General features: G+C 35.5%; 14 protein-coding genes. 1 reads left to right on the top strand and 13 read right to left on the bottom strand.

The features are described 5' to 3' along the window. Positions 1-73 precede the first annotated feature (73 nt). The 10 genes from trxB to LpgJCM5343_RS06670 all read right to left on the bottom strand — a co-directional run bounded on the left by trxB (position 74) and on the right by LpgJCM5343_RS06670 (position 10,537). A complete protein-coding gene (trxB, locus tag LpgJCM5343_RS06625) occupies positions 74-1,009 on the bottom strand; it encodes a thioredoxin-disulfide reductase (protein ID WP_077958748.1) in 936 nt (311 codons plus the stop codon). A gap of 71 nt (positions 1,010-1,080) precedes the next feature. Further along, a complete protein-coding gene (locus tag LpgJCM5343_RS06630) occupies positions 1,081-2,100 on the bottom strand; it encodes an NAD(P)H-dependent glycerol-3-phosphate dehydrogenase (protein ID WP_049161618.1) in 1,020 nt (339 codons plus the stop codon). A 35-nt stretch (positions 2,101-2,135) separates the two neighbouring features. Then, entirely contained in the window at positions 2,136-2,972 is an 837-nt protein-coding gene (gene lgt, locus LpgJCM5343_RS06635) for a prolipoprotein diacylglyceryl transferase (protein ID WP_077958747.1), read from the bottom strand. Continuing rightward, positions 2,969-3,928, bottom strand: a complete 960-nt coding sequence (gene hprK / locus LpgJCM5343_RS06640) for an HPr(Ser) kinase/phosphatase (protein WP_020806699.1) — start codon at positions 3,926-3,928, stop codon at positions 2,969-2,971. The genes lgt and hprK overlap by 4 nt, the downstream gene beginning before the upstream one ends. Further along, a complete protein-coding gene (locus tag LpgJCM5343_RS06645) occupies positions 3,921-4,199 on the bottom strand; it encodes a hypothetical protein (protein WP_003648437.1) in 279 nt (92 codons plus the stop codon). Before LpgJCM5343_RS06645 ends, hprK begins: the two co-directional genes overlap by 8 nt. Positions 4,200-4,218: 19 nt before the next feature. Then, positions 4,219-5,335 (bottom strand): peptide chain release factor 2 gene (gene prfB, locus LpgJCM5343_RS06650; RefSeq protein WP_113532452.1). Its coding sequence is split into 2 segments (ribosomal slippage): positions 4,219-5,262 and positions 5,264-5,335, totalling 1,116 coding nucleotides; the frame shifts between segments, so codons are not numbered across the junction. A gap of 80 nt (positions 5,336-5,415) precedes the next feature. Further along, a complete protein-coding gene (gene secA / locus LpgJCM5343_RS06655) occupies positions 5,416-7,815 on the bottom strand; it encodes a preprotein translocase subunit SecA (RefSeq protein WP_003648434.1) in 2,400 nt (799 codons plus the stop codon). A gap of 158 nt (positions 7,816-7,973) precedes the next feature. Next, the gene (gene hpf / locus LpgJCM5343_RS06660; protein ID WP_101890830.1) at positions 7,974-8,519 is read right to left on the bottom strand and encodes a ribosome hibernation-promoting factor, HPF/YfiA family; all 546 of its coding nucleotides are present in this window, start codon (positions 8,517-8,519) and stop codon (positions 7,974-7,976) included. 81 nt (positions 8,520-8,600) lie between these two features. Next, positions 8,601-9,272: a ComF family protein gene (locus tag LpgJCM5343_RS06665; protein WP_077958746.1), complete on the bottom strand. Its 672-nt coding sequence runs from the start codon at positions 9,270-9,272 to the stop codon at positions 8,601-8,603. Next, entirely contained in the window at positions 9,269-10,537 is a 1,269-nt protein-coding gene (locus tag LpgJCM5343_RS06670) for a DEAD/DEAH box helicase family protein (protein ID WP_101890831.1), read from the bottom strand. Before LpgJCM5343_RS06670 ends, LpgJCM5343_RS06665 begins: the two co-directional genes overlap by 4 nt. A gap of 41 nt (positions 10,538-10,578) precedes the next feature. Between LpgJCM5343_RS06670 and LpgJCM5343_RS06675 the strand changes: the two genes are divergently transcribed. After that, entirely contained in the window at positions 10,579-11,244 is a 666-nt protein-coding gene (locus LpgJCM5343_RS06675) for a YigZ family protein (protein ID WP_101890832.1), read from the top strand. A 19-nt stretch (positions 11,245-11,263) separates the two neighbouring features. Here the strand turns inward: LpgJCM5343_RS06675 and LpgJCM5343_RS06680 are convergent, their stop codons facing one another. The 3 genes from LpgJCM5343_RS06680 to recA form a co-directional block, all read right to left on the bottom strand. Next, positions 11,264-12,406, bottom strand: a complete 1,143-nt coding sequence (locus LpgJCM5343_RS06680; RefSeq protein ID WP_020806705.1) for a glycosyltransferase family 4 protein — start codon at positions 12,404-12,406, stop codon at positions 11,264-11,266. Between the two features lie 100 nt (positions 12,407-12,506). After that, positions 12,507-14,129 (bottom strand): ribonuclease Y, encoded by a 1,623-nt coding sequence (gene rny / locus LpgJCM5343_RS06685; RefSeq protein ID WP_003648427.1) that lies wholly within the window; start codon positions 14,127-14,129, stop codon positions 12,507-12,509. 127 nt (positions 14,130-14,256) lie between these two features. Beyond that, the gene (gene recA, locus LpgJCM5343_RS06690) at positions 14,257-15,351 is read right to left on the bottom strand and encodes a recombinase RecA (protein WP_048685210.1); all 1,095 of its coding nucleotides are present in this window, start codon (positions 15,349-15,351) and stop codon (positions 14,257-14,259) included. Positions 15,352-15,478: the final 127 nt, after the last annotated feature.

A 15,478-nucleotide genomic window follows, 5' to 3' on the forward strand; every position in this document is an offset into this window, starting at 1 on the left:
ATATATTTTAATTTTACATACACAAAAAGCTGTCTATCAACAAACTAATGATAGACAGCTTTTATTTGATAATTTACTTTTCATTCAAGCCTTGGTAGTAATTATATACTTCTTGACCAGCAATACTTCCCTCACCAACTGCAGTTGCAATTTGGCGAAGTTCCTTAGCACGTACATCACCCAAAGCAAAAATACCCTTAACTTTAGTACGCATATTGTTATCTGTCAAAATCCAGCCTTGTTCATCTGTAATACCAAGATCTTTAAAAACAGCAGTTTGTGGTTGAATACCAACATAAATAAACACACCAGCTACTTTAACTTCTTTTTCTTCACCAGTTTCTTTATCTTTGTATTTAACTGCAGTTACTTTATTGCCATCGCCAACAATTTCTTCAGTTTGAGCATTCCAGATAAACTTCATTTTCTTGTTTTCAAAAGCCTTTTGTTGCAATTCGGCCTTGGCACGAAGTTGATCACGACGATGAATAACAGTTACAGACTTAGCAGATTGAGCCAAATATAGCCCTTCTTGAATAGCTGAGTCACCGCCACCAATTACTGCAACATCTTCGTCTCTAAAGAAAGCAGCATCACAAACGGCACAATAAGATACACCTTTTCCAGCATATTCTTCTTCTCCTGCAACGCCAAGATGCTTATGAACAGCTCCGGTTGCAATAACTACTGCACCTGCTTCATATTCACCTGAATCAGTCTTAACAATCTTTTTATTACCATCCTGCTCAATACTTTGTACATCGCCATAAGCAAATTCAGCCCCAGCGTTCATAGCAGTTTGATACATCTTTTCACCCAATTCAGGTCCTTGAATATCAACAAAGCCAGGATAATTATCAATACCAGCCGTATTATTCATCTGACCGCCATAAATCCCGCGATCAAGAATAACAACTTTTAAGTTAGCCCGAGCAGCATATAATGCAGCAGTTAATCCACCAGGACCTGCTCCAATCACAATTACATCATAATTTTTTCTCTCAGACATATTTTCGCCTCTATTCTTACTTTTTGTAAGTATATATTACTATGAGAAAATAAAAATTGCAATCCTTTTGCTTAAAGTTGAATTTCTGGCTTTGGAGTTCTTCCCATCATTTGTTTAATTTCATCTTCAACATTGGCATTTTCATATAAAACACGGTAAATTGCTTCACTAATTGGCATATCAATTTTCTTTTCTTGAGCCAATTCGTGAACAGCTTTAACAGTAGTAGCTCCTTCGACAACTTGTCCCATATTTTCTAAGACATAATCTAAGCTCTTGCCTTCACCAATTTGCTTACCTGCACGCCAGTTACGAGAGTTAACTGAGGTACAAGTAACGATCAAATCACCGATACCAGACAAGCCTGAGAATGTCATTGGTTTTGCACCAAAATAATTTACTCCTAAACGTGTGATTTCTGCTAAACCACGAGTCATTAAAGCTGCCTTAGCATCATCGCCATATCCTTGCCCAACCAAGATACCAGCCGCAATTGCAATAACATTCTTAACTGCTCCGCCTACTTCAACACCTACTAAATCGTCATTAGTGTAAAAACGAACATAGTTATTTGAAAATACTTCTTGGATTCTCTTTGCATTTTCTTCGCTAGTTGATGCACAAGCAATTGCAGTCAAATCTTTTTGAGCAACATTTTCAGCATGACTAGGACCTGAAATAGCTACAATTTTTTCACTATTATTAGGATAAATTTCTTCAGTTAAAATATCTGAAATTAATTTTTTGCTTCCTGGTTCAATTCCTTTAGTTGCAGTCACTAATAAAGGAGTTGCCCCACTTTTATCTAATACTTTACGTACATTTTTAGCAACAATTCGAACTGCTTTAGTTGGTAAAACAAATAAAACAATCTCTGCACCTTCTAATGCTTTTTCTAGATCTCCAGTAGCTGGTACATTAGGATTAAGTTTCCAATTTTTCATATAATGAGTGTTCGTATGGTGCTCGTTGATTTCCTGATTAACACTATCAATATTTCCATATAACACTACATCATTTCCATTATCAGCTAACATTGAACCAAGAACTGAACCCCATGATCCATTACCTAAAACTGCAATTTTTGCCATTTTCTTACTCAAACTTTCTATAAAAAATATTTCTTTCAATCTCTATTATACGGGTATTTTAATCCGCTACCAGCTAAATACCACTTCGGCTTTATAACCTTTCGACGATAAATCCAAAGAATAATCGCCCCAAAGAACAAAATCAAGCTTAATGCCTGTGAAACTCGAATCGTATTAGCGATATATAAACTATCCGTTCTCATTCCTTCAACAAAGAATCGGACAGCAGAATACCAAATTACATAACTTAAAAAGATTTCCCCCCGCTTAAACAAATGTTTTTTATGCCTTAAACTCAAAATTAAAATTAAACCAATCAAATTTAAAGCCGATTCATATAAATAAGTTGGTTGATAATATGAACCATTAATATACATTTGTTGAATAATGAAGTGCGGTAAATGTAAACTTTCTAAAAATGATAAGGTCGTTTTAGCGCCATGTGCTTCCTGATTCATAAAATTGCCCCACCGTGCAATTACTTGAGCAGCCATCACGCCAGGAGCAATAATATCAAGCATCAAAAACGGAGGAAGCATTCTTTGATGACAAAAAACTAATAACACTATTAAGCCAGCTATCAAACCGCCATAAATAGCAATTCCACCATTCCAAATAGCAATTATTTGATCAGGATGTTGCGAAAAATATCCCCATTCAAAAACTACATAATAGATTCGAGCACCAATAAAACCAATTGGAACTGCCCAAAGAAGGAAATCAATGAAGTCATCAGGCATAATTTGTCTTTTTTTTCCTTCATTAATTGCCATTAAAGTGGCAACCAAAACACCAGTAGCCATTAAAATGCCATACCACTTAACCTGAATTGGTCCCAAATCAAAAGCCACCGGATTTAAAGCTAAACTCATTTCTTGCTTTCACCTTCGTCTTTTTTAGAATTATCTGAGATTAATTCAGTAAGATTTTGTTCAAATTTTTGGCTTGCGTCATATCCCATCTTCTTAGCTCTAAAGTTCATCGCAGCAACTTCAATAATAATTGCTAAGTTTCGTCCAACTTTAACAGGAACCGTTACTTGAGGAACGTCTACTTCAAAAATCTCACGTGTCTTTTCATTGAATCCCAAACGATCATAGTTAGCCTTAGGATCCCAATTTTGCAAGCAAATTATTAATTGTATTTCAGTACTATCCTTAACCGCGCCAGCACCAAAAAGATTCATCACATCAATAATTCCAATTCCTCGAATTTCCATTAAGTGCTTCAAAATTTTGGGAGCTTCCCCAACTACAGTCTTATCATCTTTTTGGTAAACATCAACTCGATCATCCGCAATTAAACGGTGTCCTCTTTTAACTAAGTCTAAGGCAGTTTCTGACTTACCAACACCAGAATTTCCAATAATTAAGACACCCATTCCGTAGATTTCTACTAAAACACCGTGAATACTCTTTCTTGACGCTAATTTTTCATCTAAAAACTGAGTAATCACACTTGATAAATGCGTTGTAGCCATATTGCTAGAAAAAACAGGGATATTCTCTTTCTCAGCAGCCTCAAGCATTTCGGAAGGAATTGGTAAACCACGAGACACAATAAAACAAGGGGTCTCAGGAGTAGCCATCTTATTAAAAACCCGCTCGCGTAAATCATGGTCTAAACGTGCACTATAAGAAATTTCGGTTCTTCCTAAAAGTTGAATTCGATTTTTAGGATAAAAGTCAAAATATCCTGTTAATTCTAACCCTGGTCGCGAAATATCTGAAGTATCAATTAACTTTTGACTTAAATATTCTTTTCCTTCAATAATCTTAAGTGAAGGTACATCTTTTACTAATTCGCTAACTTTAACTGCTTCAACCATTTTTGTTGTCCTCTTTATCTTCTACATCTTTGACTGAAACATCTCGTGCTTTCTTTCGCTTTTGATTATTGCTAGTTGGCTGCACTGGATTATGAATACCAGAATCAGTTGAATCTTTCTTATTACCTGAAAACTTAGCTATCAACCAAATTATCAAGGCAACAATTAATGCGGCCGGTAAAAGTCCAATAAAGAACTTAAACACGGAAAATAAGATACTTAAAATAACTAATGCAGCTAATACTAATATTAAAATAGTTACAAATCCCATAAGCTTTTTTCCTTAACATTTAGTTTGGATTTTTTTGACTTAAAAGCCACTGTAAATAAGCATAAATAAAATTATCTAATTTTCCATCCATTACGCCATTCACGTCACTTGTTTCAAAATTAGTTCGATGATCTTTCACCATATTATAGGGATGGAAGACATATGAACGAATTTGAGAGCCAAAACCGATTTCTTTTTGATTGCCTTTGAGTTCTTCTGTTTGCTTCTTTTTCTTTTCCTCTTCCAGCTGGAACAATTTAGCACGCAGCATATTCATTGCAGTTTCTCGATTTTGTAATTGAGAACGTTGAGCTTGTGATGATGTAACAATTCCAGTAGGCAAGTGAGTGATTCTAACAGCACTTGAAGTCTTGTTAATATGCTGACCACCTGCACCGCTTGAACGATAAACATCAATTCTTAAATCATCTGGATTAATATCAACCTCAATGCTCTGATCAATCTCGGGTATAACCTCAACCGAAGCAAAAGAGGTATGGCGTCTTTTAGCGGAATCAAAAGGAGAAATTCTGACTAGCCGGTGGACGCCATTTTCTGACTTAAGTAAGCCAAAAGCATTCTTACCTTGAATTCTGACACTTACACTTTTAACTCCCGCTTCCTCACCAGGCTCATAATCTTCAATTTCAAATTTCAAATCATGATTAGCTGCATAGCGTTGATACATTCTTAAAAGCATATCAGCCCAATCCATGGCCTCTGTGCCACCTGCACCAGGATGGATTTCCATCAGAGCATTATGTTGGTCATATTTATCTGATAACAATAATGATAATTCATAATCATGAAAACTTTGTGATAATGAAAACATCTCTTTAGCTAATTCTTCACTTAACTCAGGATCTGGATCAGTTTTAAGCAATTCTAAGGCTGTTTGAGCATCTTCAAACTTTTCTTCAAGTTGCTTGAAATTTTCGCTCTTTTCTTTCATCCGATTAGTTTCATTAATTAAACTTTGTGCTTGTTCTTGATCATCCCAAAAACCGGGTTCCGCCATTTTCTGCTCATTGATTGCAATCCCCTCGTTTAATGAATCAAAGTCAAAGAGACCTCCTAAAATGTTCTAACTTAGGATTTAATTCATTTAGTTTTGCTTGAATTTCACTAATCTCCATTTTTATATTCCTCACATCATCTAAATCACTTTTACTTTAATAATAGCAAAAAAGAGAGACATTATCTGCCTCCCTTTGTTTTATCGACTAATGTTTTGTCGTATTTGAGCCTTCATGAATAGACGGGTGGCATCAAATTCGATATCACTGATCATTTCTTCAAACATTCTATAGCCTGCTTCTTGATATTCAACTAATGGATTAAGTTGTCCATATCCTCTCAAACTAATAGATTGACGTAGTTGATCCATCGCATCAATATGATCAGTCCAGCGTTCATCTACGACACGCAAGATAACAACTTTTTCAAATTCTAGCATTTGCTCAGGATCAGCCAGTTGTTTTTCTTTTTCGGCGTAATTATCTTCGGCAATCTTGTAAAGACGCTTTTTAAGTTCTTCAGCACTTAAGTGCTTAATATTAAGTTTCTTAGTAGTTTCTTCATCAGTAATAGCAGATGAAATAAAGTCCCTTAATTGATCGTTGCGCCAGTCCTTTTTATCGCCTTGCGTATACATATCAACTTGATGATCGATAGTTCGTTTAATCATTGGCATCAGCACAGGTTTTAATGATTTTTCTTCAGAAATAACCTGCATTCTTTCCCCATAGATAATTTCACGTTGAGTACGCATAACATCATCATACTGCAAGGTCTGCTTACGAGTATCGTAGTTGTTACCTTCAACACGTTTTTGAGCTGATTCAACCTGCTTAGTGATCATCCGTGATTCAATTACTTTATCATCATCATTATCAGAGATTCGATCAAGGAATAATTTTACACGGTCCCCACCAAAACGCTTCATCAAATCGTCTTCTAGAGAAAGATAAAATCTTGTTACACCAGGATCTCCTTGACGACCAGATCTACCACGTAGCTGATTATCAATACGACGAGATTCATGACGTTCAGTACCAATAACTGCCAAGCCACCTAACTCTTTTACACCAGGCCCTAACTTGATATCTGTACCACGACCGGCCATGTTAGTAGCAATAGTTACTGCTCCTCTTTGACCAGCATTCATAATAATTTCTGCTTCTTTAGCATGGTTCTTGGCATTCAAAACAGCATGCGGAATACCAGCTTGATCAAGCATCTTACTTAAACGCTCAGAACTTTCAATTGCCACAGTACCAACCAAGACAGGCTGTCCTTTAGCATGACGTTCCTTAATTTCTTTTACTACAGCTTCAAATTTAGAATCTAAAGTTGGATATAGGATGTCAGGCAAATCTTTACGAGCAATTGGTCGGTTAGTTGGAATAGTAATTACTTCCATGTTGTAAATTTCACGGAATTCTTCTTCCTCTGTTTTAGCCGTACCAGTCATACCAGCAAGTTTTTTGTACATTCTAAAGAAGTTCTGGTAAGTAATGGTTGCTTGCGTTTTTGATTCTTCTTGAATCTTAACTCCTTCTTTAGCTTCGATTGCTTGGTGAAGTCCATCAGAATAGCGACGTCCTTCCATTACACGTCCAGTAAAGGAGTCAACAATCATAACTTCGCCATTTTGAACTACATAGTCAATATCTTTCAACATAATGTAGTTAGCTCTCAACGCTTGGTCAATGTGGTGAACTAAAACCTGATTATCAATATCATATAAGTTCCTTAAGCCGAAATGTTCACAAGCTTTTTTAATTCCTTGGTTGGTCAAATTAATAGTTTTAGTTGGCCAATCAATCTTGTAATCACCGTGATCTTCATCGTCATCCGCATCATCATCACTTTTATCTTCAGTTAAAGTCTTAACAAAGCGGTCTGCACGAATATATTCACTATTAGCCTGCTCTGCTTGTCCAGAAATAATTAAAGGTGTTCTAGCTTCATCGATTAAAATTGAGTCAACCTCATCGATAATTGCATAGTTAAGTGGACGTTGCACCATTTGATCCTTGTAGACAACCATGTTATCTCTTAAATAATCAAATCCTAACTCAGAGTTAGTGGAGTAGGTAACGTCGCAGTTATAAGCGTCTCGCTTTTCATCAGCAGACATAGAATTAAGGTTCAAACCCACAGTCAAGCCAAGCCACTTATATAGTTGACCCATTTCACTTTCGTCACGGCTTGATAAGTACTCGTTAACTGTTACAACATGAACGCCTTTTCCTGTTAAAGCATTTAAATAAACAGGTAGAGTAGCTGTTAAGGTCTTACCTTCACCAGTCATCATTTCTGCGATATTCCCGTAATGAAGTGCAATACCACCAATGATCTGAACGCGGAAAGGATATAATCCTAAAACTCTCTTAGCTCCTTCACGTGCTGTCGCAAAAGCTTCTGGCAAAAGATCGTCTAACGTCTCGCCCTTTTCTAAACGTTTGCGAAATTCGGGCGTTTTTGCTTGTAATTGTTCATCAGACAATTTTTCATATTCGTCTGCTAAAGATTCTACCTTAGTTGCTAATTTTTCAAATTTTTTTAATTCTCTTCTGTCATTGTCATAAATTTTTTTAAGAATATTAGCCATTTAATCGGTCCTTAAGTTTAAATTTTGTGCACAAATCTAAAATAATACTATGTAATTTTAACATTAATTTGGAAAAATGAGAAACCTACTATTGCAAGAAAAAGCCTCTTAAGCTAATTCATTACTTAAGAGACTATCAATTAATAAAATTGTTTTAATTATTCGTTAGTTTCAATTAAACCGTAACGACCATCATTTCTGCGATATACAATACTTGTACCATTAGTATCTGCATCTTCAAAAACAAAGAAGTCATGACCCAATAAATCCATTTGCAAAACTGCTTCTTCTGCGTTCATTGGTTTCAAATCTAAGTGCTTATTACGAACAATATCAAATTCCTTAGGTGTCTTCTTTTCTTCTTCTAAGTCTTCATAGAAGAAGTCTTTCAATCCCTTTTCACGGCTCTTTCTATTAATACGAGTCTTGTATTTTCTAATTTGACGCTCTAATTTTTCAGAAACGAAATCAATGCTCTTGTACATATCATCAGTTGTATCTTCAGCACGTAAAACTAAGTATGGAAGCGGAATTGTCACTTCAACTTTAGCAGTGTGATCTGGATAAACTTTTAAATTGATATGAGCAATTACATCGGAATTAATTTCGAAGTACTTTTCGAGCTTATCCAATCTCTTTTGAACATAATCTCTTAAGGCATCAGAAACTTCGATATTTTCTCCACGAACATTGTATTTTAACATTGTAGATTCTCCTTCCAACGTCTTATGACGTTTTTCTTTACACATCTAGTATAGCAAATTGTAAGCGGTTTTACTAATCATTTATCTACTAATTGTAAAACTATTTATTTTACAATTAGGATAAGCTTCTAATACCGCATCCCGAGCATGATATAAGGTCCGTCCCGTTGTATAAATATCGTCTAACAACAAAATTTTTCCTCGGACATTCTTGTTTCTAATTGCTGAAAATGTCTGCTTAGTTAGCAACCGCTCTTGTCTATTTTTTTCACCTTGGGCTTTTTCAGTCTCCGCCTTAACCAATAAATCTGTTAAAGGGACAAATTTTTGATAAATAGAAGCAATTGTTTCAAATCCTCTTTTTCGTAAATGGCTGGGAGAACTAGGAATCGGGACATAATAATCTGCTTTTGGCAAAGAATTAACTAATTCAGCTAGTACATAGCTCAAAACGTAGTCGCCATAGCGTTTATACTGCACCATCAAGTCATGAAAAGCTTCATTATATTGATATATGGCTTTATTGTCTAATATATTGCCTGCGTATTTTTGCTGCCATTTAATACAATCAGAGCACAATCCTTTTTTATTTATTTCTTTGTTGCAGCCTGAACATACGATGCCTTTCTTTTTGACAAACTTTTGTAAACAATCAGAACAGGCATACTTTTCTTTAGATTTAACAAATGAAAAAATTATTTCGTAATTAATTTGTCTCTTAAAATTAGACTTACACAGTAGACATTTACTCATCTATTCATCATCCTAATCTGTCTCATTGCTTCTCGGATACTTTTAGTATATTTGTGATAACAAAACAAAACTAATCCATCTCGATCATCAGCACTTCTCCCAACTCTTCCTGCAATCTGAACTAAGCTTGGCGTATTATAAATTGGATCATCGGCAGCAAGCACAATTACTTGAACATGCTTAAAAGTTACCCCTCGTTCTAAAATTGTTGTCGTCAGTAAAATATCTATCTCTCGCTTGCGAAAGCTAGCAACTTTTGCCTGTCGATCCTTATCACCTGCATACACACTAATAATCTTACTTGCTTTAAAAATCGAGCTTATATATTCTTCATAAGCCGGTAATTCTTTAATTCGAGGAACAAATATTAAAAGTGGCTTTTTCATATCAAGAATTTGCTTAATTTGTTTAATCAAAACCGGATGAACTTTTCCCTTATTTGAAATAAAAGACTTAAAAAAATATTTTTCTTTGGGGACTGGTAACAAACCTTGATGAAATCGCCTCTTAAGTAAAGAATAATTTATTGTTTTATTTTTCGCTTGCCTTAATAACTTTGAATCTGGCGTTGCTGTTAGAAAAAAAGTGCAGCCTGCTTCCTTTACCGCGTTTTCTGCCGCAAAATGCAACATCTTATTTTCATAAAAAGGAAAAGAATCTACCTCATCAATTACAATTAAGTCAAACGCATGATAAAACTTTAAAAGTTGGTGCGTTGTACAAATAACAAATTGTTCATCACTTATCTCATGATGTTCACGTCCATGGTATTTGCCAATTTCTACTTTTTCAAAAGCCGCTTGAAAACGTGGAAACAATTCATCAACTACGTCAATTCTTGGAGTAGCAATTGCTATTCGAAAACCGCCTTTTAAAACTTCTTCTACTACCTTAAATAGCATTTCAGTCTTACCAGCCCCAGTTACTGCATGAATCAGATGATTACGCCTATCTTTAAAAGAATTCACTAATTCCTTGGAGATCAATTCTTGCTGTTCAGTTAGCGTGCCACTCCAGCTTAAAGGCATAAGTACTTTAGGATAATTGACATTCTCAACGTTTCGTTCTAACTCATCCCCTTCTGTTATTCTTCCTAGCCCAATACACTCTCGGCAATACCGTCGCCCATCTGGTAATTTCGATACTGCTTTGGTGTTACATCGCTGACAAATTCCATTTATCATTGCAGGAACTTTTGTAGTTTCGCCGTTTATGTTATGGTTATTCTGATCAGATATCCATTGGCGTCCTTTTAATTCGGTCATCAATATCACCCTATGTTAATTACGCATTTGGAGGCGATTTTTTGTCATCAAAACCATTAAATTATTTAACAATTGGTAAAACTGGGCAGCATGAGCTAATTATTAAGAAAAGTAAATTTATTTGTTCTTTAGCCCGGACTGAAACAGTAGAAGAAGCTCAAGAATTTATTGAACAAGTTTCTAAAAAATATCATGATGCTACACACAATACTTATGCTTATACTCTTGGATTAAATGATAACCAAGTTAAAGCAAGTGACAACGGTGAACCTTCAGGAACAGCTGGAATTCCAGAACTAAAGGCTCTACAACTAATGAAGTTAAAGAATGTAACAGCCGTTGTCACCCGATATTTTGGCGGCATTAAGCTAGGAGCTGGTGGCTTAATTCGTGCTTATTCGAATTCAGTAACCGAAGCTGCGCAAAATATTGGCGTTGTTAAGTGCGTTATGCAGCAACTAATTCAATTTTCAATTCCATATAACCGAATAGATGAAATCAATCATTACTTAGAAGAAAATCGAATTTCAATCGCCAGCCAAAAATATACTACAAATGTCACTATTCAGATTTATTTAGACTTAGATCAAATTCAAAAAGTTGAAGACAGCTTAATTAATCTATTATCTGGAAAAGTAGAATTTAATAAACTAGATCAAAGATTCAACGAAATTCCTGTTAGTGATTTTAATTTTCATGAGCAATAAAAAAAGATTTACGTTAATATCAACGTAAATCTTTTTTATCTGGATTCTTTTTATTTAATCGTCTAACCTTTACTTCAGGATCTGCACGTTCCATTTTATTAATAGTTCGTTGCAAAAAATGCAAAAGTGGCTTATATTTTTCACCTAATAATCCAATAGTTTCAACAAAAAGTTCAACTGCAAACAACAAGCCCAAAATTAATAACCAAATCCCCCATCTAGGTGAAACTAATGAAAGAAGTGACACAAAAGAAAAAATAAGTGAAATTCCATAAATGGCTAAAACCGTTTGACGATGTGTCAGTCCCATTCGCATTAACTGATGGTGTAAATGGTGCTTATCAGCCTGAGAAATATTCTTTTTATTCAATTTCCTGCGGATCATTGCATATACTGTATCAGTAATTGGAACACCTAAAATAAGGATTGGTACTAATAACGATACAAAAGTTACATTCTTTAGTCCCTTTAAAGAAAATACCGAAATCATAAAGCCAATATACAGTGCACCTGTATCTCCTAAAAAGATCTTAGCAGGATGGAAATTATATGGTAAAAATCCTAATAAACAAGCTGCGAGCATAATACACATAATTGGAACATAGTGCTGCCAACTCTTTAGGAAGAAAAAGCCGACAATTCCCATCGTTACAAGAGAGATCAAAGTAACTCCTGTAGCTAGGCCATCGAGCCCATCGATTAAATTAACGGCATTAGTTAAAGCTAAAATCCAAAAAATAGTAAGAGGAAAACTCCACCAACCTAGTTGAAGATGACCTAATAATGGCAAACTTAATTCTCTAACTTTAATTCCAGCTAAAAAGTAAACAACTAGGGATGCTATAAAGATTCCAAACATTTTTTGTCTGGGTTTTAGTTCTAAAATATCGTCAATCAATCCAGTCAAAATAATGACACTAGATGCTAGTAATACTGAAAAAAGCTCATGTGTGGGAAAATCTTTCCTTAACAAAACAAACTCTCCAATATTAAAAGCTACAAAGATCGCTAAGCCGCCAATAGTTGGCATTGGCTTTTTATTAATTCGGCGAGCATTTGGATTATCAACTGCACCTAATACGAAAGCTAATTTTCTAATAAAAGGAGTTATAGCAGCAGTAATAATTACTAATAAGAATATTTTTACAATTGTCTGAAACATAACAATCTACTTTCTTAAACTTCTTTTTCTCATTATACCTAGACCCCAATCCAAACACAATAAAGCAATAAACAAAAAAGACGAATCTTAAGATTCGTCTTTATTTTGCTATTGCAACAGCACGTTTTTCTCGAATAACTGTAACTTTAATGTTACCAGGATATTCCATATCTTGTTCAATTTGGTTTCTAATATCATGAGCAAGAATAGTAGTTCGAGCATCTGAAATTTTATCAGGTTCGACCATCACTCTTATCTCACGACCTGCTTGAATTGCATATGCTTGTTTTACGCCAATATGTCCTTTAGCTATTGTTTCCAGTTGCTCTAAACGACGAATATAATTCTCTAGAGATTCGCTTCTAGCACCCGGACGAGCTGAAGAAATTGTATCAGCGGCCACAACTAGTTCTGCAATAAATGATAATTTAGGAACATCATCGTGGTGAGCAGCAATCGCATTCACAACCAAATCTGGTTCATGATATTTCCGTGCAAGTTCAACACCAATTTCTACATGGGAACCTTCAATTTCATGATCAATTGACTTCCCAATATCGTGTAATAATCCTGCGCGTACCGCTATTTTTTCGTCTAAACCAAGTTCAGCAGCCATCACACCAGTTAATTTGCCTACTTCAATAGAATGAGACAAAACATTTTGTCCATAAGACGTACGATACTTTAAGCGTCCCAAAATTTTTACTAATTCTGGATGCATCTTATGAATTCCAAGTTCCATTAAAGCACTCTCTCCAGCTTCGTAAATGTCATCATTCACTTCTTTACGAGCTCGATCAACCATTTCTTCAATCCGTGCTGGGTGAATTCGACCATCCTTAATCAAACGCTCTAATGCTCTTTTTGCAATTTCACGTCTAATTGGATCAAAACCACTTAGGACTACTACATCCGGTGTATCATCAATAATCACATCTACACCAGTTAAAGCCTCAAATGAGCGAATATTTCTACCTTCACGGCCAATGATACGACCTTTCATATCATCATTTGGTAAATTAACTACTGAAACAGTCTTTTCCGAAACTGTATCAGCTGCACTACTTTGAATTGCATCGACAATTACTTTACGAGCAAAATGATCCGCTTTTGCTTTAGCAAGTTGATTACTTTCTTCAATCATTTCTGCTCTCTCTTTAACCAGTTGGTCGGAAAGCTTGTCTAAAACGATCTTTTTAGCATCTTCTTGACTTAACTCTGCAACTTCATAGAGCTTTTGCTCTCGCTCGGTCACTAATTGATCAGCTCTTTTTTCTTTTTCTAAAACTTGAGCCTGCAATTTTTTAATTTGGTTTTCTTTTTGTGTGAGTTGTGAATCTTTTTGATCCAGCAAACTATCTTTATGATCAATAGCATCTTCACGTTGCAGTAAGCGATTTTCTTGTCTAGAAACTTCTTGTCGCCGCTCATTCAATTCATTATCTACTCTTTCACGATAATGATGAATTTCTTCTTGTGCTTCCAAGATCTTTTCTTTTTTGGCATCAGCTGCAGCTTTTCTCATCGCTTCTTTTTGAGAAGCAAGATCAGCCTCTACCGCTTTAGCCTTACTTTCTGCATCTGCCAAGATGTGTTTTGCATCATGGGCTGCATTCTGAGCTTGAGTCTCCCATTTATTCTTACGAAGACTATAACCCGCACAACCTCCAACTAAGACAGAAACAATAGCGACAGCAACAGGAACTAAAATTGTATTTATCATATCTTTTACTATCGCCTTTTTTATAGAATTATTTCACACATTATTAATAATAAAAGTATCCGGAAGTGATGTCAATCATACAAAAAACCTTGACTTTTAAAAGCCAAGGTTTAACTGTATTTGTTTACTAGTTTTTTTTACTTTTCTCATTGGAAGCATCATCTTTTACCGCTGCTGCTTCCTTCTCCTGCTTTATTTTTTCGGGGTTTTCACGCTCTTCAATAGCTTTAGCATCAATTCCATATGCTTTACGCACTTTTTCTTTTACTTCATCATACACATCTGGATGTTCTTCAAGGTACTGCTTAGCATTCTCACGTCCCTGACCAATTCGATCATCACCGTATGAATACCATGAACCAGCCTTCTTAATGATATCCTTGTCAGCAGCCATATCAATTAATTCACCAGTTTGAGAAATTCCTTTACCGTACATGATATCAACTTCTGCCACTTTAAATGGTGGAGCAACCTTGTTCTTAACAACCTTTAGCTTAACACGGTTACCAATTACATCGGATCCTTGCTTGATCTGTTCTGCGCGACGAACTTCTAATCGAATAGTAGAGTAGAACTTTAAAGCGCGACCACCAGGAGTAGTTTCTGGATTTCCAAACATCACACCAACTTTTTCACGAATTTGGTTAATGAAAACGGCGATTGTCTTCGTCTTAGAAATATTTCCAGAAAGTTTCCGCAAGGCCTGACTCATTAATCTCGCCTGTAAACCAACGTGAGAGTCTCCCATATCACCATCAATTTCAGCTCGTGGTACTAATGCAGCAACTGAATCCACAACCAAAATATCAATTGCACCACTGGCAATCAAAGTATCTGCAATTTGTAATCCTTCTTCACCAGTATTTGGTTGAGATAAAATTAATGAATCAATATCTACACCTAATGCCTCAGCATAAGCCGGATCCATAGCATTTTCAGCATCAATGTATGCAGCCGTTCCGCCACGCTTTTGAACTTCTGCAACAGCATGAAGTGCTACTGTAGTTTTACCAGAACTTTCTGGTCCATATACTTCAATAATTCGTCCACGTGGATAACCACCAACTCCAAGAGCAGCATCTAAAGCTAGTGAACCGGAAGGAATAGTGGAAATTTGAGTGTCTACTTTTTCACCCATACGCATAACTGCGCCTTTTCCAAAGTCTTTTTCAATCTTCTTTAAGGCAATGTCTAAGGCCTTCTTTTTATCATCTTTAGCCAAATCTCTTCCTCCTTATTCATTTATAATAATTATACTTGGTTTGACTACCTAAAAGCAAGAGAAATACGAACTAGCGTTCATATATATTTCTCTAATTTTTATTACGCAAACTAACTTTATTTTTTTC

It is taken from the genome of Lactobacillus paragasseri (genome assembly GCF_003584685.1).
GTDB classification, from domain to species: Bacteria; Bacillota; Bacilli; order Lactobacillales; family Lactobacillaceae; genus Lactobacillus; species Lactobacillus paragasseri.

Bases quoted from the DNA above. Each gene is read 5' to 3' on its own strand.
- trxB (WP_077958748.1), bottom strand. From the start codon at position 1,009: ATGTCTGAGAGAAAAAATTATGATGTAATTGTGATTGGAGCAGGTCCT.
- LpgJCM5343_RS06645 (WP_003648437.1), bottom strand. From the start codon at position 4,199: ATGGGATTTGTAACTATTTTAATATTAGTATTAGCTGCATTAGTTATT.
- LpgJCM5343_RS06630 (WP_049161618.1), bottom strand. From the start codon at position 2,100: ATGGCAAAAATTGCAGTTTTAGGTAATGGATCATGGGGTTCAGTTCTT.
- LpgJCM5343_RS06665 (WP_077958746.1), bottom strand. From the start codon at position 9,272: ATGAGTAAATGTCTACTGTGTAAGTCTAATTTTAAGAGACAAATTAAT.
- LpgJCM5343_RS06670 (WP_101890831.1), bottom strand. From the start codon at position 10,537: ATGACCGAATTAAAAGGACGCCAATGGATATCTGATCAGAATAACCAT.
- lgt (WP_077958747.1), bottom strand. From the start codon at position 2,972: ATGAGTTTAGCTTTAAATCCGGTGGCTTTTGATTTGGGACCAATTCAG.
- rny (WP_003648427.1), bottom strand. From the start codon at position 14,129: ATGATAAATACAATTTTAGTTCCTGTTGCTGTCGCTATTGTTTCTGTC.
- hpf (WP_101890830.1), bottom strand. From the start codon at position 8,519: ATGTTAAAATACAATGTTCGTGGAGAAAATATCGAAGTTTCTGATGCC.
- LpgJCM5343_RS06680 (WP_020806705.1), bottom strand. From the start codon at position 12,406: ATGTTTCAGACAATTGTAAAAATATTCTTATTAGTAATTATTACTGCT.
- hprK (WP_020806699.1), bottom strand. From the start codon at position 3,928: ATGGTTGAAGCAGTTAAAGTTAGCGAATTAGTAAAAGATGTACCTTCA.
- secA (WP_003648434.1), bottom strand. From the start codon at position 7,815: ATGGCTAATATTCTTAAAAAAATTTATGACAATGACAGAAGAGAATTA.